The sequence below is a fragment of the Thalassospira indica genome (assembly GCF_003403095.1).
Classification (GTDB): Bacteria; Pseudomonadota; Alphaproteobacteria; order Rhodospirillales; family Thalassospiraceae; genus Thalassospira; species Thalassospira indica.
On sequence record NZ_CP031555.1, the window covers coordinates 3139505 to 3159380 of the forward strand.

General features: G+C 54.3%; 18 protein-coding genes. 8 read left to right on the forward strand and 10 right to left on the reverse strand.

Annotated features, from left to right (window positions below; all coding sequences use genetic code 11):
* Positions 1-433: 433 nt before the first annotated feature.
* Complete coding sequence (locus tag DY252_RS14820) at positions 434-1183, reverse strand: hypothetical protein (protein WP_064789759.1); 750 nt, start codon at positions 1181-1183, stop codon at positions 434-436.
* A 214-nt stretch (positions 1184-1397) separates the two neighbouring features.
* On the opposite strand from DY252_RS14820, the gene DY252_RS14825 reads away from it, so the two are divergent.
* Positions 1398-2666: a D-alanyl-D-alanine carboxypeptidase gene (locus tag DY252_RS14825; protein WP_063088323.1), complete on the forward strand. Its 1269-nt coding sequence runs from the start codon at positions 1398-1400 to the stop codon at positions 2664-2666.
* Between the two features lie 83 nt (positions 2667-2749).
* Here the strand turns inward: DY252_RS14825 and pgmG are convergent, their stop codons facing one another.
* The 6 genes from pgmG to DY252_RS14855 all read right to left on the reverse strand — a co-directional run bounded on the left by pgmG (position 2750) and on the right by DY252_RS14855 (position 9088).
* Positions 2750-4165, reverse strand: a complete 1416-nt coding sequence (pgmG, locus tag DY252_RS14830) for a phosphoglucomutase/phosphomannomutase PgmG (protein ID WP_064789758.1) — start codon at positions 4163-4165, stop codon at positions 2750-2752.
* Positions 4166-4167: 2 nt separating this feature from the next.
* Positions 4168-5490, reverse strand: coding sequence for a UDP-glucose dehydrogenase family protein (locus DY252_RS14835; protein ID WP_063088325.1), 1323 nt, complete (start codon positions 5488-5490; stop codon positions 4168-4170).
* An 80-nt stretch (positions 5491-5570) separates the two neighbouring features.
* Entirely contained in the window at positions 5571-6458 is an 888-nt protein-coding gene (gene galU / locus DY252_RS14840; RefSeq protein ID WP_064789757.1) for a UTP--glucose-1-phosphate uridylyltransferase GalU, read from the reverse strand.
* Positions 6459-6571: 113 nt separating this feature from the next.
* Positions 6572-7399 (reverse strand): J domain-containing protein, encoded by an 828-nt coding sequence (locus DY252_RS14845; RefSeq protein ID WP_064789756.1) that lies wholly within the window; start codon positions 7397-7399, stop codon positions 6572-6574.
* Positions 7399-8121 carry a hypothetical protein gene (locus DY252_RS14850; RefSeq protein ID WP_008890592.1) on the reverse strand — a complete coding sequence of 241 codons (723 nt, stop codon included), beginning with the start codon at positions 8119-8121 and terminating at the stop codon, positions 7399-7401. Before DY252_RS14850 ends, DY252_RS14845 begins: the two co-directional genes overlap by 1 nt.
* Positions 8122-8188: 67 nt before the next feature.
* Positions 8189-9088 carry a division plane positioning ATPase MipZ gene (locus tag DY252_RS14855; RefSeq protein WP_008890591.1) on the reverse strand — a complete coding sequence of 300 codons (900 nt, stop codon included), beginning with the start codon at positions 9086-9088 and terminating at the stop codon, positions 8189-8191.
* A 239-nt stretch (positions 9089-9327) separates the two neighbouring features.
* Here DY252_RS14855 and DY252_RS14860 point away from each other — a divergent pair, with 239 nt between their 5' ends.
* The 6 genes from DY252_RS14860 (at position 9328) to DY252_RS14885 (ending at position 16667) form a co-directional block, all read left to right on the forward strand.
* Positions 9328-10317: an MORN repeat-containing protein gene (locus DY252_RS14860; RefSeq protein WP_231959769.1), complete on the forward strand. Its 990-nt coding sequence runs from the start codon at positions 9328-9330 to the stop codon at positions 10315-10317.
* 31 nt (positions 10318-10348) lie between these two features.
* Positions 10349-11485, forward strand: a complete 1137-nt coding sequence (locus DY252_RS14865; RefSeq protein WP_064789836.1) for an NAD(P)/FAD-dependent oxidoreductase — start codon at positions 10349-10351, stop codon at positions 11483-11485.
* 32 nt (positions 11486-11517) lie between these two features.
* Positions 11518-12696, forward strand: a complete 1179-nt coding sequence (locus tag DY252_RS14870; RefSeq protein ID WP_064789835.1) for an endo alpha-1,4 polygalactosaminidase — start codon at positions 11518-11520, stop codon at positions 12694-12696.
* A 164-nt stretch (positions 12697-12860) separates the two neighbouring features.
* A complete protein-coding gene (locus tag DY252_RS14875; protein WP_064789754.1) occupies positions 12861-13460 on the forward strand; it encodes a 2-hydroxychromene-2-carboxylate isomerase in 600 nt (199 codons plus the stop codon).
* Positions 13461-13573: 113 nt separating this feature from the next.
* Positions 13574-14923, forward strand: coding sequence for an NADP-specific glutamate dehydrogenase (gene gdhA, locus DY252_RS14880; RefSeq protein WP_064789753.1), 1350 nt, complete (start codon positions 13574-13576; stop codon positions 14921-14923).
* Positions 14924-14990: 67 nt separating this feature from the next.
* A complete protein-coding gene (locus DY252_RS14885) occupies positions 14991-16667 on the forward strand; it encodes a thiamine pyrophosphate-binding protein (RefSeq protein WP_064789752.1) in 1677 nt (558 codons plus the stop codon).
* A 106-nt stretch (positions 16668-16773) separates the two neighbouring features.
* Here the strand turns inward: DY252_RS14885 and DY252_RS14890 are convergent, their stop codons facing one another.
* Positions 16774-17007, reverse strand: a complete 234-nt coding sequence (locus tag DY252_RS14890; protein WP_008890584.1) for a hypothetical protein — start codon at positions 17005-17007, stop codon at positions 16774-16776.
* Between the two features lie 538 nt (positions 17008-17545).
* On the opposite strand from DY252_RS14890, the gene DY252_RS14895 reads away from it, so the two are divergent.
* Positions 17546-18595, forward strand: coding sequence for a Glu/Leu/Phe/Val dehydrogenase dimerization domain-containing protein (locus DY252_RS14895; protein WP_064789751.1), 1050 nt, complete (start codon positions 17546-17548; stop codon positions 18593-18595).
* Between the two features lie 91 nt (positions 18596-18686).
* On the opposite strand, the gene DY252_RS14900 is transcribed toward DY252_RS14895, so the two are convergent.
* Together DY252_RS14900 and DY252_RS14905 are read right to left on the reverse strand one after the other, a co-directional pair.
* Entirely contained in the window at positions 18687-18920 is a 234-nt protein-coding gene (locus tag DY252_RS14900; RefSeq protein ID WP_063088336.1) for a (2Fe-2S)-binding protein, read from the reverse strand.
* 165 nt (positions 18921-19085) lie between these two features.
* The gene (locus DY252_RS14905; protein ID WP_064789750.1) at positions 19086-19715 is read right to left on the reverse strand and encodes a BON domain-containing protein; all 630 of its coding nucleotides are present in this window, start codon (positions 19713-19715) and stop codon (positions 19086-19088) included.
* Between the last annotated feature and the right edge of the window lie 161 nt (positions 19716-19876).

Consider the following 19876-nt stretch of genomic DNA (forward strand, 5'->3'; position numbering starts at 1 on the left):
CGGCTTCTATCTCGGAAGATGTCATTACCTTGCGCTTGGCAGGCGCAGACTGCGCTGCCGACGGGACTGAAGCTGCTATAGTTTTGGATGACGACGCGGAAGCCTGCTTGGTTGCAGTTTTCCCGGCTAGTTTCTTTTTGGCATCAGCCATTGCCTCAACCTCCTGATCACCGGAATATCTATCCGGATCAATGTTGCATTGCAATATAACCCTAGATGGAATTACCCCGTCGCGTCAAGTACAGTTTAGTGACAAAAACGCCATATTTCCCGGCACGCTTCCATCGGAAAACACCGGAATTCCAAGAAATTTTTAAAACAGCAACTTGATCAAGGCATTAGCCCACAGTTTTGCTGCGTTGCAATAAATTTAGCAGACCGGGCAATAACATGAACACGTCACGCCATCGCCCGGTTGCAATATATTGGAGCTCTAACGAAGCATATTTCCGCGCACGGTTCTGTAAAACTCACCGGAGTCGCTGTTCTGGACATGATGCATTTGTGCCGCCGATTGCGATCGTGCGTTTTCTGCGGCAGGCGGCTCAGGAAGATCTTTTTCAACCGAAGAAAGGTTTGCAAGAACTTCCGGGAACTTAAGGGCACGCAAATCATCCACACCTGATGCCCAGGTACCCAACGTTATGCCACCCGACGAGCACCCAATGGCGACCCAATAAAAATCATCGGAATACAGACGCAGACCATCACGGTTTTGCGTTCCGAAACCTTCGGCCTGCAGCGCATCGGTGATGGCGAGATAAGAATCGCGGTCAATGCGATCAACGGCCTCTTCGCCCCCAAAGGCACCAAGCGGTGTATTCAGTTCAACATTGATTTCCTTGACCTGTATCGGCCCGAACACGCGGGTGGTCAGATTGAATTCCTCAAAGCCGGGATACGGCGTTAATTCAAAGACGCGGACTTCCTTGTAATACTCTGCATTATAAATAATGCGAATTTGTCCTTCTGCATCGCCTGCTGCACAAGCCTGACGAAGATCATCGGCATTAAGATAAGAAAACCATGATGCCTTGCGGACAAGCGGATTACTGACGTCACTGGTTTGGGTAAAGGTACAACCGGCAAGGCCTGCAATCACCAGTGCGGCAAGACCTGCTTTGGCCCAGCTGGCGCTGCGGGTCCCCGTATTGGTGTGAACTGGAGCCGTCTTTTCTGACATTCGATCCTCGATTTTTTGCTAATCTGGAGATATAAAATACAGTCTCGCGAATAAAAATGGCCATCTCAAGGCCCGAATGACGACCACCGAAATTCGATGCTCTTAAACATTTGTTTAAGGCTGTGATGCGACAGTGAACTTATTTAGTTCTTGGGGAAACCTCAAAGCCGAGCCCGATATAATGCGTTTAATGACCCTTTCCGGGCCAACTGCAATGGCCAAAGCTCTGTCCGTGACGCGCTCGCTGAGCATGCGTGGCGTTGTTGCTGTGCTTTTGTGTCTGGTTGCGACTATTTCATTCACAGTTCTCTCGCCCTCCGCTGCGCAGGCGCGGACTTACACGGCGATGATTATTGACGGCGACACTGGCGAAACGCTTCACGAATATCGGGCGGATCACAAGGTCTATCCGGCGTCGCTGACCAAGATCATGACCCTTTACATGGTCTTTGACGCGCTGGAACATGGCAAGGTATCGCTTTCGACTCGGATGAAGGTTTCCAAACGCGCCTGGGGGCAGGCCCCTTCCAAACTTGGCCTTCAGCCGGGCGAAACCATTTCCGTCAAGGACGCCATTTTGGCGCTGGTCACCAAATCGGCGAACGACATTGCGGTTGTTGTCGCTGAACATCTTGGTGGCACCGAAATCAAGTTTGCCCAGATGATGACGTCCGAGGCGCGCCGCCTTGGCATGTCGCGTACCACCTTCCGTAATGCATCCGGCCTTCCCAACCGCGGGCAGATGACCACCGCACGCGACATGATCAAACTGGCTGTGGCGCTGCGCAAGAATTACGGCAGCTACTATCATTACTTCGCGACCCAGAAGTTCCGCTTTGGCAACCGCACCTATGGCAACCACAACAACCTTCTGGCGTCCTACTATGGTACCGACGGGATCAAGACCGGCTATATCAACGCATCGGGCTTCAACCTTGTCGCCTCGGTCAATCGCAATGGTAAACGCCTAATTGGCGTTGTGTTTGGGGGGCGCACCGCCCGAACCCGTGATGACCAGATGAAGAAACTTCTTGATCAAGCCTATATGAAGCTGACCAAGGACGGTGAAATCGTTGTTCCGCGTCCGCGCATCAGCCCGGAAGACAAAATCCTGCCAGCGGATGCCCAGTTGCTGATTGCCAAGCGCAGCACGCTTCGCGAAGCAGAACAGCCGGGCCGCATTGATACCCAAACCGTTGTCACCCGTCTGAAGCCGGAAACCGGTGCGGGCTGGGGCATTCAGGTTGGCGCATTTAGCGATCAGCGCCGGGCACAGGAAGCAGTCCTTGCCGCGGCACGTACCGCCCCGGATGTTCTGCGCCTGACCCGCGCTGCGGTTGAACAGCAAGCCAGTGGCACAGGTGTTGTCTATCGCGCCCGTCTCCTGGGCTTTGATGGCGAGAACGAAGCACGCGCTGCCTGTGACGCGCTCAAGCGTGAAAATGTTGCGTGCATCCCGGTCAATGCGGGTGATGCTGGCTAAAAACCAAATTGCACAGAGATACAAAAAGGCCCGTCAGATTTTCTGACGGGCCTTTTTCATTTTGTCTTCGCTGAACGTCTTAATTAATGACCGCCACCCGGTGCAAAGAAGTCATCCGAAGTCAGACCGCTTTTGACCAGCTGATCGGTCACCTGTCCCTTCAAACGTTCCAGCCCGGCATCATCGGCGGCCTCACAACGGGCCACGATGGCAGGCTGGGTGTTTGATGCACGCAGCAACCACCAGCCATCATCGGTGCTGACACGCACGCCATCGATGCCGCTGACCTCGGCGCCGGCTTCGGCCAGGCGGGCACGGACTTCTTCAATCAGCGCGAACTTGCGATCATCCGGGCAGTCGATACGGGTTTCCGGCGTATTGACCGCAACCGGCATGGCGGCCCGCCATTCGGCAAGGCTTTTGCCACTTTGAACCAGAATGCGATACAGGCGCACGGCGGCATAGGTCGCATCGTCATAGCCGTAATAACGTTCGGCAAAGAAGATATGGCCGCTCATTTCACCGGCGATCGGTGCCTTTTCCTCGATCATCTTGGTTTTGATCAGGGAATGGCCCGTCTTCCACATGATGGCCTTGCCACCAATCCGGTTGACCTCGTCAAACAGGGTCTGGCTGGCCTTGACATCGGCAATGATCGCAGCGCCTGGCTGACGCTGCAGAACGTCTGCGGCATAGATCTGCAACAGCTGATCGCCCCAAAGGACATTGCCCTTGCCATCAATCACTCCGATCCGGTCTCCGTCGCCGTCAAAGGCAACACCCCAGTCGGCGTTGTTCTTGGCAACGGCCGCCTTGAGGTCCACAAGGTTGGCCTCAACCGTCGGATCAGGATGATGGTTGGGGAAATTACCATCGATATCATCAAACAACAGATGATGCGTACCGGGCAGCTTGGCCGTCAGTTTGCGCACCACGTCACCGGCAGAACCATTGCCGCAATCCCAGACAATCGTCATCGGATTGGGAACATCGCAGTCAAGCTCGGCGACAAGGCGGTCGACAAAGCGATCCTCGATATCGATGTCGCTTGCCGTACCTTGCCCGGTTTCGAAATCACCGCTGGCGGCAATTTTGCCCAGTTGCTGAATGGCATCGCCAAATACCGACTTGCCAGCATTAAGCATCTTGAAGCCGTTATAGTTCGACGGGTTATGCGAACCGGTGACCATGATGCCGGCATCGGTTTTTTGATCATAAACCGTGAAATACAGCATCGGGGTCGGCCCGCGACCAATGCGCACCACGTCACAACCGGTCGACAGAATGCCTTCGGCCAATGCAGCAGCCAGTTCCGGCGAACTCAGACGACCATCACGCCCCAGGGCGACGCGCTTTCCGCCAGATCTGCGCACCATGGTGCCGAAGGCTTTCCCCAGCGCATTGGCGTCTGCCGCATGCAGGGTTTCGCCAACAACGCCACGCACGTCATATTCGCGCAAAACAGAGCTATCAAACTTGTGTCCGGCGGAATTTGTCATGATTAGGATTTGCCTCCGATAGATGCACGACCGACACAGGAATAGCTGAAACCGTTTTCAGCCATCTCGTTCGGATCGTAAACGTTACGCAGATCAACGACGATCGGGTGTTTCAGCGCGTCCTTGATGCGATCAAGGTCCATACCGCGGAATTCGTTCCACTCGGTCAGAACCACCATTGCATCAGCGCCTTCGACCGTATCGTAAGCGTTGTCGCAATAGGAAATGCCATCAAGAAGCTTCTTGGCTTCTTCCATGGCTTCGGGGTCGTAGGCCTTGACACTCGCCCCTGCCGCGATCAGGGCAGGAACGATGTCAAGGCTCGGTGCATCGCGCATGTCATCGGTATTGGGTTTGAAAGCCAGACCAAGAATCCCGATGGTCTTGCCCGCAACAGAGCCACCGCATGCCGCGATCACGCGATCTGCCATCGCCTTTTTACGCTTGGCGTTGACATCAACAACCGTCTCGATGATGCGAAGCGGGCTGTTATATTCCTGTGCGGTGCGCACGAGTGCGATGGTATCTTTCGGGAAGCAGGACCCGCCATAGCCCGGACCGGGATGCAGGAACTTCTTGCCAATACGGCCATCAAGACCGATGCCGCGCGCAACATCATGGACATCCGCACCGACCTTTTCACAAAGATCGGCAATTTCATTGATGAAGGTGATCTTGGCAGCAAGGAAGGTGTTGGCCGCATATTTGATCATTTCCGACGTTTCACGGGTGGTGAAGACAATCGGGGTTTCGATCAGATACAGCGGACGATACAGATCTGACATCACTTCGCGGGCGCGCTCGTCACTGGTGCCGATGACGACGCGGTCCGGGCGCATGAAATCGCCAATCGCCGATCCTTCGCGCAGGAATTCCGGGTTGGAGACCACTGCAAATTCAGCATCCGGCCGCTTTTCACGAATGATGCGTTCGACCTCACGACCGGTTCCGACCGGAACCGTCGATTTGGTAACGATGACGGTGAAGCCGTCCATGGCTTCGGCGATTTCCTCGGCCGCGGCATAAACGTAACTCAGGTCAGCATGCCCATCGCCGCGACGGGTCGGTGTGCCCACGGCAATAAAGACAGCGTCCGCATCCTTGACCCCTTCCTTGAGGTCGGTGGTAAAGGTCAGGCGGCCTGCCTTGACGTTATTTTCGACCAGAACATCCAGACCGGGCTCGTAGATTGGCATGATACCGTCTTCGAGACGGGCGATTTTTTCCACATCCTTATCGACACAAACAACGTCCGTACCGAACTCGGAAAAGCAGGCACCGGAGACAAGTCCAACATATCCGGTACCGATCATAGCTACGCGCATGGAGGTTTTATCCTGGTAAGTAAATCCCGACCGGAACAGATCACATCGCTATTCCGGTCGGACATTGTTGACATGAATGGTTATTGAGCCGCTTCGCCTTCGGCGAATTCGTGAATAAGCTTGCGGACATCGTCGCGCATATCTTCACGGGCAAGGGCAAATGACATGGTGGCTTTCAGGAAGCCGATCTTGTTGCCGCAATCAAAACGACGGCCTTCGAAATTATAGCCATAGAACGGCACCTTGCCAATCATTGCGGCCAGCGCATCGGTCAGCTGGATTTCATTACCAGCGCCGCGCGGGATGTTTTCAAGCACTTCGAAAATGCCGGGATCAAGGATGTAACGCCCGATGGCGGACAAGGTCGACGGGGCTTCTTCGGGTTTTGGTTTTTCAACCATGCCGCATGCACTGACAAGGCGGCCATTGGTGCCTTCGATTTCCAGCACACCATAACGGTGAACTTCCTCGCGCGGGACATCCATGACGGCAACCATGTTACCGCCCGTACGGCCATAACTGTCGACCATCTGCTTCATGCAGGGGACTTTTGACTGGATAAGGTCATCTGCGAGCAACACGACAAACGGCTCGTCACCGACCAGCGACTTGGCGCACAGAACAGCGTGCCCGAGGCCAAGCGGGTTGCCCTGACGGGTATAGGTCACACGACCGTTTTCCGGGATCATTTCAAGCGCTTTGGACAATGCTTCTTCCTTGCCGCGCTCGGTCAGGATCGCTTCCAGCTCGGCAGAGCGATCAAAATGGTCCTCAATCGCAGTTTTGCCGCGACCGGTCACAAAAATGAATTCTTCGATACCGGCCGCAATGGCTTCTTCGACAGCGTATTGAATAAGCGGCTTGTCAACGACGGGCAGCATTTCTTTTGGCATTGCCTTGGTGGCGGGCAAAAAACGGGTTCCCATGCCTGCGACCGGAAAAACTGCCTTCTTGATTCTTTTTGACATTCAATACTTTCCTTTTTCAACCGCTGCACGCCAGTCCGTATTGGAATTGCCCGCATATATGCTTCTGCCACAATTCCAGAACACGGATCAAGCAAGCGCACGTATTATTGACGCTAATCTTTACATAGCCGTAACAAAAGGCTTCGCGCGGCATTGATCTTTGAGGCCAGATAGTCCGATCCACCATGATCCGGGTGGACCGCCTTGATCTGCTTTTTATAGGCCCGGTTGATTTCCTCGCGGGTGGCATTATCCGCCACACCCAGGATTTCTCGGGCCTCTTTCGCTGTCATGCCTGACGCACTTGAACTCCTTTTGCCACCTTGGCCTTGCTCGTTATGGTTGCGGTCGCTTCCTCCGTTTTGTGCTCCGTCTTCGCCGTGATCTTTCTGGCGCCAGCTTTGCCATCCCGCGCAATCGGGACGGCGTTCAAGATAGGATTCCAGAACCGCCCGGCTTTGGTCGGTTGCACTGCAACAGTCAACATAAAGCGACTGAAGGTCGTCAAGTCCCAAGCTGTCAAGATCGGTCCCGGCAAAGGGACCGCTGACAACACCACCGCGCATTTGCCCGGTTTCAAGATCAAGCACCATATGCAGAAATTCAGTGCGAATTTCCGAACTTGATCCCGCACCGGATGTGCGGTTGCCAAAACTTCCCGGCTGGGCGCGTTTTCGGGACGCTGCAAAGATCCTGCGAAAGATTGGCCACAGGAATCCAAGCTTCATCATCCGAAACAAAAACGGCACAGTCGCGGCCAAAGCCGCGCCCATCGCGGCAATCTTGCCTGTGAGCAACAACCAGCCCGCAAGCATGATCAACACCAAGATGATCAGAAATAAGACAATTTTACGGATTTCTTTGGGCTCGGCCTCTGTCATCCAGCGAATGAAGAAGCCAACCCCGATAAATGCTGCGATTCCGATCAAAAGCCACTGCATCAACGCGGCTTTCGCAATTGATGACCAAGCCTGAGTACTTCCTCGGACCCGGTTTTCTTTTGATAGATCGAAAGTCCGGACTGCCCGCCCACGGCATAGCTTGCCACTGCGCCCAGCAAATCACGGAGCTTGCCTGCTGCACTGGCATCAAACTGCATGAAGGCACCGCCGGTTATCCGCGCAATTTCGCCAAAGGCAAATGCCGCATCCCGGTCATGGCCTTCCTGAAACATGAATGCCTTTACCCCCTTAAGCGCCAGTTTCCCGGCAATCGGGGCCAGATGATCTGGATTTTCCTCGATACAGTCGCCGACATAAATCAAGGCATCGATTTTTTTATCACCTGCTTCACGTTCGACATGGGCCAGAACCCGTTCGATCTGTGTATGCCCGGCACGGCAGGTGACCTTGGTGATATAGTCGCGAAATGATTTGGCATTGCGGCACCAGCCACTTGATTTGCATTCCGAAAGCCCGCGAAAGAACACAAGCTGCACATCAAGGGCGCCGACACCGTCGACCGCTTCGAACATTTCCGCCTGAATTTCAGCCGCGCTGTCCCAGCTTGGCTGGCGGCTGGCGGTTGCATCCATGGCAAAAATCAACCGCCCCTGTGCCGGCCCGGATGATGGCGCGTGTACCGCCATCTGCCGCGCCTTGCCCAGGAAGTCTGCCACTTCATTGGCGTCGGATGTCTCTGGAATGATGTCTTTGCGCGTCAAGGAGACCTGCCTGCTTCATATTCCGGTTGGACAATTTGTCATCCTACAAGATATAGGCCGGATGCAGTCAGATCGGCAACTCCTCGCCGTCGGCCGGTTTGAAGCCGATCACTTCCAGAAGCGATCTGACTTCCTGACGGGCGGCCATGTGCGACATGCTCATCGGGATACCGACACCCTTTTCACGCAGATCAAGCAACGTCAGACCTTTGAGGAAAAGTTCGCGGTAAATCACGCGTTCGCCAAAGCCCGGCGCCTGACGGAAACGGATGCGATCTGCCAACTTGTCAACGATTTCGGCAATGTCTCGTTTGTTACGCGCATCAAGGTGTGAAAGACGGTTACGCATGACGATCCAGTCAATCGTGCCGCCATCAATCGCCGCCCGACGTTTGCGCGCATCCCAGACCATCTCGGCATAGATGCTGGGCCCCTTGATATCAAGGCTGTCCGGATCAATCCGGGCCAGCATATCAAGGTCGATAAAGCTGTCATTGATCGGGGTAATTAGCGTATCGGCACAGGCATGGGCCAAACGCGAAAGATAATTGTCACTGCCCGGGCAATCCATGACGATGAAATTGCATCCGATCACCATTTCACCAAGTGCGGTCGTGAAGCGTTCGCGCTCGTCCAGCTTGGCTTGGTTGGCGTCAGGCAATTCGCTGCGATAAATCGGCCGATGATCGGGCACCGGAAGCTTAAGGCCCTTGCGGTCGTTAAAGGCGTTCCGGTTTTCGACATAGCGTGTCAGCGTCCCCTGACGGGCGTCGATATCAAGCGATCCGACCTTGAACCCCATCTTCATCAGGGAAACGATCAGATGCATCGCCGTTGTCGATTTGCCTGACCCGCCCTTTTCATTGCCGATCACGATTACATGGGCGCGATTGGACGGCGGTTGTTTGTCCGTTGCCGTCTGCTGGCCCGCGCTGTCCCCGTTCGCGCCGGTCTGTTGCACCGTCATGATAAAATGCTCCGTATCTTCAGGCTTTTTGACTTTGTCCCCAAGGCCAACCTCCCCAATGAGCCCGTTTGCACCCAAAAATCAAGGTAAAAGAGATCACGTTAACAGGCATCGGTTGACTGCCCCCTAGCCAATCTAGATGCACAAAGGTAAAGATAAGGGTAGCGCAATACAAAAATGCGCCTGAAAACATATAGAAAGGACGCAATGTGAGGTATCGGGCGGCTTTGATCGGCAGCATGTTTGCAAGCCTTCTGGTGGCAACACCACAGATGGCCGTCGCACAGCAAACCGGCGGGTTCGAACAAATCCCGCAAGACCAGAGCCCGGTTGTCTTTGCCTCAGACATCGAGGGTCAGAATAGCTTCCTGCGTCAGTATCGCGATAACAGTACGGTCTTTGTCGGCCGCTGGTATGCGCCGCGTTCGGTAAGCGAATCCCCTGCCGCTGCAAGCGATCTGTACCTTGAGACCGTCTATACGACCTCCGCGCCCGGTTTTCGGTTTAGCACCGCCATGGCGTCCGAGCAGTTGCTTGATATGTTTGACGCGCTTCGCGGCCGCACCAGCCTGAATGGTGCAAGCTTCGTGCAGGAAACCCGATATGGCCCGATTGCCCTGTCGCCCTTTACCCGCAACGGGTCGCAATGCGTTTCCTTTGTCGGGCAATGGGACCCGCAAACACCGGCCCAACGAGGCAGTCGCCTGCTGGGCTATTACTGCACCCCGACACAGGTTCAGGCCACACGTAGCAGCAGTGCGCCGCTCAGTGGTCTGCCAATGATTGATGCCCAGGAATTCGCCGCCGGATTCTTTGGACGATTGAACATTGAGCTTGCGGAAAATTCGGCAATTGCCGCCACTGTTGTCGCACCAGCAGATGACACCCCGCTTCAGCAGCCAGAAGGCGAAACCACCCCGCCGCCGATTGATGGCATTGATATCATCACCAACTGGCAATCGGTGCGCGGAACCGGCACGCTGCGCTTTGATCAGCCATCTGGCGAAGGCACAATGATCCTTGATGATGACCAACGTCATTGCGAGGGCATCTGGCGCCATGAAGGCGGTGCCTATCAAAGTGATACGCTTCCGTTCGGAAGCTGGTATGTCTATTGTAACGACAGCAGCTTTGCGCGCGGTATTTACACCAGCGAATCCCCGGCTGTTGTCACCGGTAATGGCAAGGACAACCAAGGACAGGCTGTCTATTTCCGCCAGGCAAACTAAACCCACCACCCTAACCAAGATATACGTGATCATGACTGCAGATATCCAAACCATCGTCATCGGGGCCGGCGTTGTCGGCCTGGCCTGTGCCCGTTCACTTGCCCGAACCGGCCGTGAGGTCCTGATCATTGAACAGCATGATGCGATTGGCACCGAAACCAGCGCACGCAACAGCGAAGTCATTCATGCCGGGATCTATTACCCGAAAGGCAGCCTGAAGGCCGAGCTTTGCGTCACCGGGCGCGAGATGCTGTATCGTTATTGCGAAGAAAACGGCATCGAACACAAACGCACCGGCAAACTGATTGTCGCCACGGCCGAAGACCAAATGGCCGCACTGGCCGGGATCAAGGACAAGGCATATGAAAACGGTGTCACCGACCTTGTCTGGCTGTCCCGCGAAGAGGCCCTTGAACGCGAACCAGCCCTTCGTTGTGTCGGTGCCCTAGAAAGCCCGTCCACCGGTATTGTCGATAGCCACCAGCTGATGGTCACCCTGCTGGGTGAGGCGGAGAACAACGGCGCAACACTTGCGATCAACACAAAGGTCACGGCCGTCAGTTTCGAAAACGGGCTTTATACCATCAGCACCACCGATGCCGACGGCGAAGAAATGAGCCTGACCTGCGCGGAACTAATCGTTGCCGGTGGCCTGCATAGCCAGACACTGGGGCGGAACTTTACCGGCCTGCCAAAGACATCTGTCCCGCCACAGCATTATGCGCGTGGCTGTTATTTTACGCTATCGGGCAAGGCACCATTTTCCACCCTTATCTATCCGGCCCCCGAACAGGCAGGCCTTGGCATTCACCTGACCCTTGATATGGGGGGGCAGGCACGCTTTGGCCCGGACGTGACATGGGTTGATGCACCAAACTACGACGTCCCCGAAGAACGCCGGGCGGCCTTTGCCGAAGCCATCCGCAAATACTATCCCGATCTTGATGAAAGTGCGCTTCAGACCGGCTATGCCGGGGTGCGCCCGAAAATTCAGGCCCCGGGCGAAGCGGCGCGTGACTTCATGATTGCTGATGAAAATCAGTACGGGCTTAATGGTCTTGTAATGCTCTATGGTATTGAATCACCGGGTCTTACTGCGTCCCTTGCTATCGGCAACCGGGTGACCGAGTTGATCACACAGCAAGGCGCAATGAAGGCAGCATCATAAGATCGCCCATATCATCAGCGATGGATAAAGGCATGGCCAAGCAACCTTACAGCACGTCAGGGCGGACCCGACAACCGGCGCAAAATGCGTCTGGCGGAAATGCCGCGCCCAAATCCATCTCGCGCCGACATTTCCTTGGCACCGGCGCGGCGGGATTTGGCGGGGCATTATTGGCATCCACACCGTTTGGCGCAATTGCACAGCAACTAGAACCTTTTATCCCCGCCCCCAATAGCCTGACCGAGGGTCTCCCCGGACTAACCGACACCGGCAAGCCCGAAAAAGACTTCGTCGAGGAAATGCGCGATTACGTCATCGCGATCAGCCGTTGGGCAAAAAGCTATCGCAGTGATTTTTCGATTATTGCGATGAATGGCCTGGAACTGACCGAGTTTCTTGAAAAAACCCTGTTTGCCACTCGTGGCGTTGCGGAACCGGCCAGAAACTACTTGCGTGCCCTTGACGGTATTTTGGTCGAAGCCCCGTTTTACGGCTTTGAGAAATACGGCGAATCCACCAACGCCGAAGAGACAAAATATATTCTGGGCTATCTGGAACGGCTGAAACTTGAAGGCCTGCAATATCTTGCGGTCGACTACACCGAAAATCGATCCGACATGGACAAGGCGCGCGCGCAGCTTCGGGGGCTGGATGCCCTTTATTACGCGGCCCCACCGCCGGGCATGCAGCTTTCATCCCTGGCAAAGGTTCCAAGCACACCTTTCGGGGCAAACCCGCATGTGATCGACAATATCCGCGAGGCAAAGAACTTTGCCCTGGTGCTTGATAGTTCGCCCTATGGCACCAAAGACGCCTATGTCGATGCGCTGGTTGCAACCAACTATGACACGCTGATCATTGATCCGTTCCATCGCGGGACCATTCCGCTGACCTATGATGATATGAAGCGGCTTCGTTACAAGAAGACCGGAACACCACGGAACCTGATTTCGTATCTCAATATCGCGACGGCCGAGACATATCGTTATTACTGGCAAAGCGGATGGCGTGCCGGAAGTCCCGATTTCATCAGTGAAGGCAACCTGATGGCACGTTGGGGACAGGAAAACCACGTGCATTATTGGTCACGCGAATGGCAAAGCATCATCTTTGGCAGCGAAAACAGCTATCTTGGCAACATCATGAAGCTCGGCTTTGACGGTGTTCTGATGGCGGGTATTGATGAATATTCCTGGTGGCTTGACTACTAGGCCGCGCAGACATTTCGCATTCCATCATCACAAACATATGACCCGAACCTGTACGTGATTACGCCAAGGACATTTGACGCAGCACCCCTGTTTGGGCAGTGTGGTGGGTGTCGAATGTCGGCAATTCAAAAACATAATCTGCATCGCGGCGCCAGGAGGCCCATATGTCCGAACCCATCATCCACTATTTCTTCGTGCAATCACCGTGGTCTTTTTTCGGGTTTCGCCGCGTTGTCGAGATAGCCAAAAAACATGGCGTGGAAATTATCCATCAACCCTGCCGGGCAGCCGATGTCTGGGAACATGGCGGCGGCGTGCCCTTGGCAAAACGCCCGAAACCGCGTCAAGAATACCGACTTGTTGAACTGAAACGCTGGTCGGATTATCTCGGCTTTCCGATCAATATGCATCCGACCCATTTCCCGGTCGATGAAACACTTGCCGCGCGCACCATCATCGCCGTTCAGGACGATGGCAAGGACGTCAGTACTTTGACTGAAACCCTGATGGGGGATATCTGGTTGCGTGAACGTGATGTTTCGCTGCCCGCGACCGTACGCGAGGCCCTTATATCGAGTGGCCTTTCGACGGAATATCTCGAACATGCCGACCTGCCAGAGATCGCCAAAATCTATGACGAGAACTGCCTGTCCGCGCGGGATCGTAACATCTTTGGTGTGCCGACCTATTTCATCGGCAACGAGATGTTCTGGGGGCAGGACCGCCTTGATTTTGTTGAACGAACGCTTCAACAGAACCCCTGATCAAGCGCGCCATAGCACCTTAAAAACCACCAAAACAAAATATTATGCGGACACTTTTTCGCCTCTGGCACGTTAACCAGAGCAGCAGAAACAGTAAAAAAGCCCGCATTTAAATGACACAAAGCGCATCTGATTTTCAAAAAGACTGCCTGAGCCGGCTTGAGGAAAAGACACCGAACGAGCCGGAATTTCACCAGACAGTGGAGGAAGTCGTCGGCTCCATTGCCGGTTGGTATCTTGATCAAACCGAGATGCGCAAAAATGCGGTTCTTGAACGCTGCACGGAACCGGATCGCGTGCTGCAGTTTCGCGTGGCATGGGAAGACGATGACCAACAGATACAGGTCAATCGCGGCTGGCGCATTCAGTTCAATCAATCGATGGGCCCCTATAAGGGCGGCCTTCGGTTTGCCCCGACGGTAAGTACCAGTATCTTCAAGTTTCTCGGGTTTGAACAAACCCTGAAAAACAGCCTGACCGGCTTGCCGATGGGCGGGGCAAAAGGTGGTGCCGACTTTTCGCCCAAGGACAAATCGCCGCAGGAAATCGGCCGTTTCTGTCAGGCATTCATGCAGGAACTATATCGGCATATCGGGCCAGATACCGATGTGCCTGCCGGGGACATCGGCGTTGGCAGACGCGAAATCAGCATCCTTTTTGGTCACTACATCAAGCTGACGCAAAAGTGGACCGGTGCGCTGACCGGTAAAGGATGCCACTTTGGCGGCAGTGCCGGGCGCACAGAAGCAACCGGCTATGGCTGCATCTATTTCCTTGGTCACATGCTTGATCAGGAAAACAAGGAAATCAAAGACAAACGCATTGCGATCAGTGGCGCAGGAAATGTTGCGCTTCACGCCGCGCGCAAAGCCATAGAACTTGAAGCCAAGGTCATAAGTCTGAGTGACAGCTCCGGCACCATGCACTTTGCCGATGGCCTGACAAACGACCTTCTTGATCAGGTTGATGACTGGAAAAACAACCAACGCAAATCGCTGTCAGAATTTGACGGCGGCAAGAATTCCGAGTTCCTTGAAGACCAGAACGCCTGGGGGCTTGAGTGCGATATTGCCCTGCCCTGCGCGACCCAGAACGAGCTTGATGAACAAGACGCCAAGCAGCTTGTTGAAAACAAGGTGATGATGCTCTGTGACGGCGCAAACATGCCGCTGACGGCAAAGGCACAGGAAGTATTCATCAACGCCAATATCCCGCATGCCCCTGGCAAAGCATCCAATGCCGGCGGCGTTGCCGTAAGCGGCCTTGAACAGAGCCAGAATGCGCAGCGTCTGAGTTGGGATACGGAAAACGTCGACAAACGCCTTCGTGAAATCATGTCCAAAATTCACAAGGACTGCATCGAAAACAGTCCGGACGGAAAAATCATCAATTATCGCGATGGTGCCAATCTCGCGTCGTTCAAGCGCGTAGCAGAAACCATGAATGCATTCTGGCTTTCGTAATCAAACCCGGCCGTTGATGCGATTGTAGTTTGCGGCTCTCTCACGACTGAAACCAAGGAGTTTCCCCATGAAAGTTGCCGATATCGCAATCAATTTACTGAGTGACCTTGGCGTCAAACATGTATTTGGCATCCCAGGTGACGCCATCAATGACATTACATTTGCCCTTGAAAACAAGGATGAAATTGATTTCGTCCTTGTCCGGCATGAAGAAGGTGGTGCATTTGCCGCATCCGCACAGGCAAAACTGACTGGCAATCTTTCATGCTGTGTCGGCACGGCGGGTGGCGGTGCCATCCATCTTCTGAACGGCCTTTATGATGCCCGTCACGACCATGCCCCGGTTCTTGCCATCACAGGCCAGGTTGATTCGGAATTTATCGGCACCGAGTATCATCAGGAAGTTGACCTGAAAAAGCTGTTCGAAGACGTGACCGTCTATTCCGAGACGATCATGGATCCGGCACAGGCCCCGCGTATCCTCAAAGAAGCCTGCAAGGCCGCGATTGAAAATCGTGCGCCCGCCCATGTCTGTATCCCGAACAATATCGCCAGTGCCGATTGCGCCGGTGATCCGATCAATATTGCAACCTTGCTGGCAACCCGTGAAGTTTCGCCGTCCAGCGACAACCTTGATCACGCTGCCAAACTGATTGATCAGGCATCGAAGCCCGTCATTCTTGCTGGTATCGGTGGTGCCGAGGCAGCCCAGGAGATCTTTGATCTGGCGCACCGGATTGATGCACCGATCGTCAGAACCCTGCGCGCCAAAGACTGGCTTGATGACGACGATCCCATTTGCATTGGTGGGTTGGGCCTTCTGGGAGGCAAACCGGGTCAGGACTCTGTCGAAGATTGCGATTTGCTGTGCATCATTGGCGCCGATTTCCCCTATCAGGAATTTTTCCCCAAAGATGCCAAAACCATCCAGATCGATAGCAATCGCAGCCAGATCGGCAAACGGCTTGATATTGATGCCCCGTTGATCGGCAGTGCCAAGCTATCGGTGCAAGGTCTTCTGGATCGCGTCACGCCCAAAGACACAGAAACGCAGCGCAAACACTGGATCGATAAGGTCAAGGATCAGCAAGACGATTGGTCAAAGATCGAGAAGTCCGACAAAAGCCCGCTTCACCCCGCAACCGTCATGTCGGCAATCGGTGACCAAACCGCCGATGACGCCATTTTCCTAGTTGATACCGGAACGACCACAGCCTGGGCCGCGCGGCATTTGCGGGTAAAACGTAACCAGCGTTTTACCCTGTCATCCGGGCTCGGCACGATGGCCTTTGCCCTTTCCGGGGCCAATGGTGCGCAGCTTGCCTATCCTGATCGTCAGGTCGTCGCCATTGCGGGTGACGGCGCATTCAACATGCTGATGGGTGAACTTTTGACCGCTGCCGAATACGGTCTGCCGATCACGGCGGTTGTTTTTGACAACAGCAAGCTTGGCTTCATCGCACTGGAACAAGAAGCCAAGGGCCTGCCTGAACATGCAATCGCCTTTAAAAACCCGGATATGGCGGCCATCGCCCAGGCCTGTGGCTGTCTTGGCCTGCGTGCGGAAAACACCAAGGAACTTTCAAGCGCGCTGTCACAAGCGTTTGCAAGCAAGAAGCCAACCGTCATTCAGGTCCCGGTTGACCCTGACGTCCTGATCATGCCACCGAACCCGACCTTCTCGCAGGCACAGAAATTTGCCGTTGCCAAGGGGCGGGAAATGCTGGGCAAGCTGAGGTCATAGGCCGAAACTCCCCGACGAAACCTGCTTTGTTGTACTGGTTCAGCTCAGAAAAAAAGCGTGGCAGCAAAGCTGACCACGCTTTTTTTTCGAATATGTTTGGTGACTGTTATCCTAGGCGTTTGACGTGATCGACAACGAAACCATCTTCTGACGGATAGCTATTTTCGATCATGGCAAGGGCCTTGGTTTCGTCGCTGGCCGCAACTTCATGAGTTTGAACATCAGCCCAGCGGTCATCAAAGAGGTCGTGGGATCGGTTCTCTTTGACACATTCGCGCACAGCCTGATTGTGCAGTTCAACTTCATATACGGTTTGGCGATGGCCTGTGAATGCAGACATATCCGCCGCTCTCCTTATATTTTGTTCGCTGGCGCCGCCCAGACGCCAACCTGTCCTGAACCGGGAATCTCAATCACAAGATACCCAACCGTGAGTCTACGTTTCGCACCTTAACGAGCCGTAAATTATCCGGTTAATTGATACTTCCAGATTAATTGCTCCGGTTTCAAGTGCGAATTTGGCATAGGCGCATGACGAATGCCCTGATTCAGGACAAATCGCCGCAAGTGCACTGCACCATAAAAGCCAGGCTGAAACCGACGAATTTCGACCACAAAAGAATCTCGGTCGGATCGAAAATGCCGCCTGCCTTCAAACAGCGAAGATGCTGCAGCGCACAGCACGCGTAATAAAATTACAATGCAGCTTTGGCAAACTCCGCATAATTCCACACCAAAGCAGCCCCTCAACCGAAACGATCTTTTTTGCACATTCGCGGAATTAGAAATTGATCCAACGCCGAATGCATCAAACATAAAGGGATAAGCAGGAAACAGCCTGCACCAGAAAAATGATGCTGCCAGGAGGCTGCAAGAGGATGAACGTCTTTTCCGATATCGCCTTTGATGACCACGAACAGGTCGTCTTTGCCAGTGACAAAACCACCGGCCTGAAAACAATCATCGCGGTTCACAATACCAACCTTGGCCCGTCACTTGGCGGCTGTCGCATGTGGCCCTATGCCAGCGAACAGGACGCCATTCATGATGTTTTGCGTCTGTCGCGCGGCATGACTTACAAATCCGCCCTCGCCAACCTTCCGCTTGGCGGCGGCAAGTCAGTCATCATCGGTGATCCCCGAAGCCAGAAGACGCCAGAATTCTTCCGCGCAATGGGTCGCGCTGTCGAGCAACTTGGCGGGCGCTATATCGTTGCCGAGGATGTCGGCACCAGCCCCGAAGACATGGAACATATCGCAAGCCAGACCAAACATGTCGGTGGTATCAATGATGGCAAGGACCCGGAACGCACCGGTGATCCATCCCCCTTTACCGCCTATGGCGTTTTCATCGGGCTTAAGGAAGCAGTGAGCTTCAAGCATGGCAGCGACGACCTTGCGGGCATGCGGGTCGCGGTGCAGGGTCTGGGGCATGTCGGCTATCACTTGTGCCGGATGCTGCATGCGGCCGGGGCCAAGCTGATTGTTGCGGACCTGAATGCCGCCAGCATGAAGGCCGCCGCCATGGAATTTGGCGCAACCGCAGTTCCGGTTGATAAAATCCTGTCGGTTGATGCCGATATCCTTGCCCCTTGTGCCCTTGGCGGGGTGATCAATGACCGTACTATCGAGGAACTCAAGGTTGGCGTGATTGCGGGTGCGGCCAATAACCAGCTTGAAGATGATCGCCATGGCGAGATGTTGCGCGAAGCCGGAATTTTGTATGCCCCGGATTACGTGATCAATGCCGGCGGTGTTATCGAAGTTTATTATTGCCGCGAAGGCAAAACGGTTGCCGAAACCAACATGCATATCCAAGGCATTGGCGAAACCGTGCGCGAGATTTTTGAACGCGCCAAGCAACAGAACCTGTCGACCGGCTTTGTCGCCGATCGCCTCGCCGAGGAACGCTTTGGCCTGAAAAAGTAACCGTGCTAATCAAGCAGCATCAGCCACAAACAACAAAGGCGAGGCCCCAGTGGCCTCGCCTTTTTCGTTTTCCTGAATGTCTTGAAGTAGCTTACTCGGCGGCAATCGGTTCAATATTTGCCGTCACGGCCGCTGCATCATCGCAATCGCAATTGCCGCAGGTCTTGGCCTGAAGCAGTTCTGCGCGCATGTGGCAGGCGCATTTGCCACATTGCGGCGCGCAACCATGGAAACGGAAAACTTCCGCCGGACGTGTCGCCCCGCCCTGCTCGGCGGCACGGCGGACGTCTTTTTCCTTGAGCGCATTACAAATGCAGACATACATGGTGCGATTGCAATCAGTTATTAATTACGTATCGCCACCTCTAAGATAAATGCGAATGGTTTTCAAACACTTTTGCAACAAACCCGGACAAAAAAATTCCCCGCAAGGCCGAACGCCCGCGGGGAATTTTCGAAAAACTGTTTTATAACAAGGCGATAAAATTGATCAGGCCTTTGCGATGTGGCTAACGACCTTGGTCACACCTTTGATCCGGCGCACGATCGACAGGACCTTTTCAAGCTCTGCATCGCTTTGTGCTTCGCCCATGATGTAGACGACATTCTGCACCGACTGCCAACGATAGTTGACGGAACTCACACCTTTTTCGGCCAATAACAATGCCTTGATCTGGCTTTCGATCCAAACGTCGGACACGGACTGGGTCGCCGAATCGGTCGGAACGGCGTTCTTGCCGTATTCATCTTCGGCCCGGTGATAGGCATCAATGGTTTCCTGATCGGCAATTACCAGATGGTCATAAACCGTTTTGATACGGTTATCCTGTTTGACCAGCGACACGACGTCATAATACTTGCCCTTGGAGTCCACCATGCCGGTGACCATGACATTCTGTTCCCAGATGTCGATATTCACATCCATCAGATAGGTGTGATCCACCTTTGAGAACTCGCCAAGGATGCCGGATTTGATCTGGGTATCAAGCCACTGGTCATTGCCGGTGCGGTCTTCCAACGGCATTTGCAGCGGTCCGCAGGCCGCCAGCGGCACAGCCAGCAACGCACATACCGATACCGTTTTCAGAACACGGCCGATGCCGCGGTTTACCTTGATCATTCCTGTTCTCCTTGTTCATGCCTGCCTGACATGGGTCAATCTTCTTGCGTCAGTTCAAACGCCGCAGGACGTCTACTGTTCCGACCAATAGCTATTGCAGCCAATTTTGACGAAAAAAAGCCCGATTGCGTTCAGGCGAGCACATCCTACATCAGAGATCA

What these genes read in the sequence shown, in the direction of transcription:
- DY252_RS14820 (WP_064789759.1), bottom strand. Translation starts at nt 1,183, where the DNA reads ATGTCAGAAAAGACGGCTCCAGTTCACACCAATACGGGGACCCGCAGC.
- DY252_RS14825 (WP_063088323.1), top strand. Translation starts at nt 1,398, where the DNA reads ATGGCCAAAGCTCTGTCCGTGACGCGCTCGCTGAGCATGCGTGGCGTT.
- pgmG (WP_064789758.1), bottom strand. Translation starts at nt 4,165, where the DNA reads ATGACAAATTCCGCCGGACACAAGTTTGATAGCTCTGTTTTGCGCGAA.
- DY252_RS14835 (WP_063088325.1), bottom strand. Translation starts at nt 5,490, where the DNA reads ATGCGCGTAGCTATGATCGGTACCGGATATGTTGGACTTGTCTCCGGT.
- galU (WP_064789757.1), bottom strand. Translation starts at nt 6,458, where the DNA reads ATGTCAAAAAGAATCAAGAAGGCAGTTTTTCCGGTCGCAGGCATGGGA.
- DY252_RS14845 (WP_064789756.1), bottom strand. Translation starts at nt 7,399, where the DNA reads ATGCAGTGGCTTTTGATCGGAATCGCAGCATTTATCGGGGTTGGCTTC.
- DY252_RS14855 (WP_008890591.1), bottom strand. Translation starts at nt 9,088, where the DNA reads ATGACGGTGCAACAGACCGGCGCGAACGGGGACAGCGCGGGCCAGCAG.
- DY252_RS14860 (WP_231959769.1), top strand. Translation starts at nt 9,328, where the DNA reads ATGTTTGCAAGCCTTCTGGTGGCAACACCACAGATGGCCGTCGCACAG.
- DY252_RS14865 (WP_064789836.1), top strand. Translation starts at nt 10,349, where the DNA reads ATGACTGCAGATATCCAAACCATCGTCATCGGGGCCGGCGTTGTCGGC.
- DY252_RS14870 (WP_064789835.1), top strand. Translation starts at nt 11,518, where the DNA reads ATGGCCAAGCAACCTTACAGCACGTCAGGGCGGACCCGACAACCGGCG.
- DY252_RS14875 (WP_064789754.1), top strand. Translation starts at nt 12,861, where the DNA reads ATGTCCGAACCCATCATCCACTATTTCTTCGTGCAATCACCGTGGTCT.
- gdhA (WP_064789753.1), top strand. Translation starts at nt 13,574, where the DNA reads ATGACACAAAGCGCATCTGATTTTCAAAAAGACTGCCTGAGCCGGCTT.
- DY252_RS14885 (WP_064789752.1), top strand. Translation starts at nt 14,991, where the DNA reads ATGAAAGTTGCCGATATCGCAATCAATTTACTGAGTGACCTTGGCGTC.
- DY252_RS14890 (WP_008890584.1), bottom strand. Translation starts at nt 17,007, where the DNA reads ATGTCTGCATTCACAGGCCATCGCCAAACCGTATATGAAGTTGAACTG.
- DY252_RS14895 (WP_064789751.1), top strand. Translation starts at nt 17,546, where the DNA reads ATGAACGTCTTTTCCGATATCGCCTTTGATGACCACGAACAGGTCGTC.
- DY252_RS14900 (WP_063088336.1), bottom strand. Translation starts at nt 18,920, where the DNA reads ATGTATGTCTGCATTTGTAATGCGCTCAAGGAAAAAGACGTCCGCCGT.
- DY252_RS14905 (WP_064789750.1), bottom strand. Translation starts at nt 19,715, where the DNA reads ATGATCAAGGTAAACCGCGGCATCGGCCGTGTTCTGAAAACGGTATCG.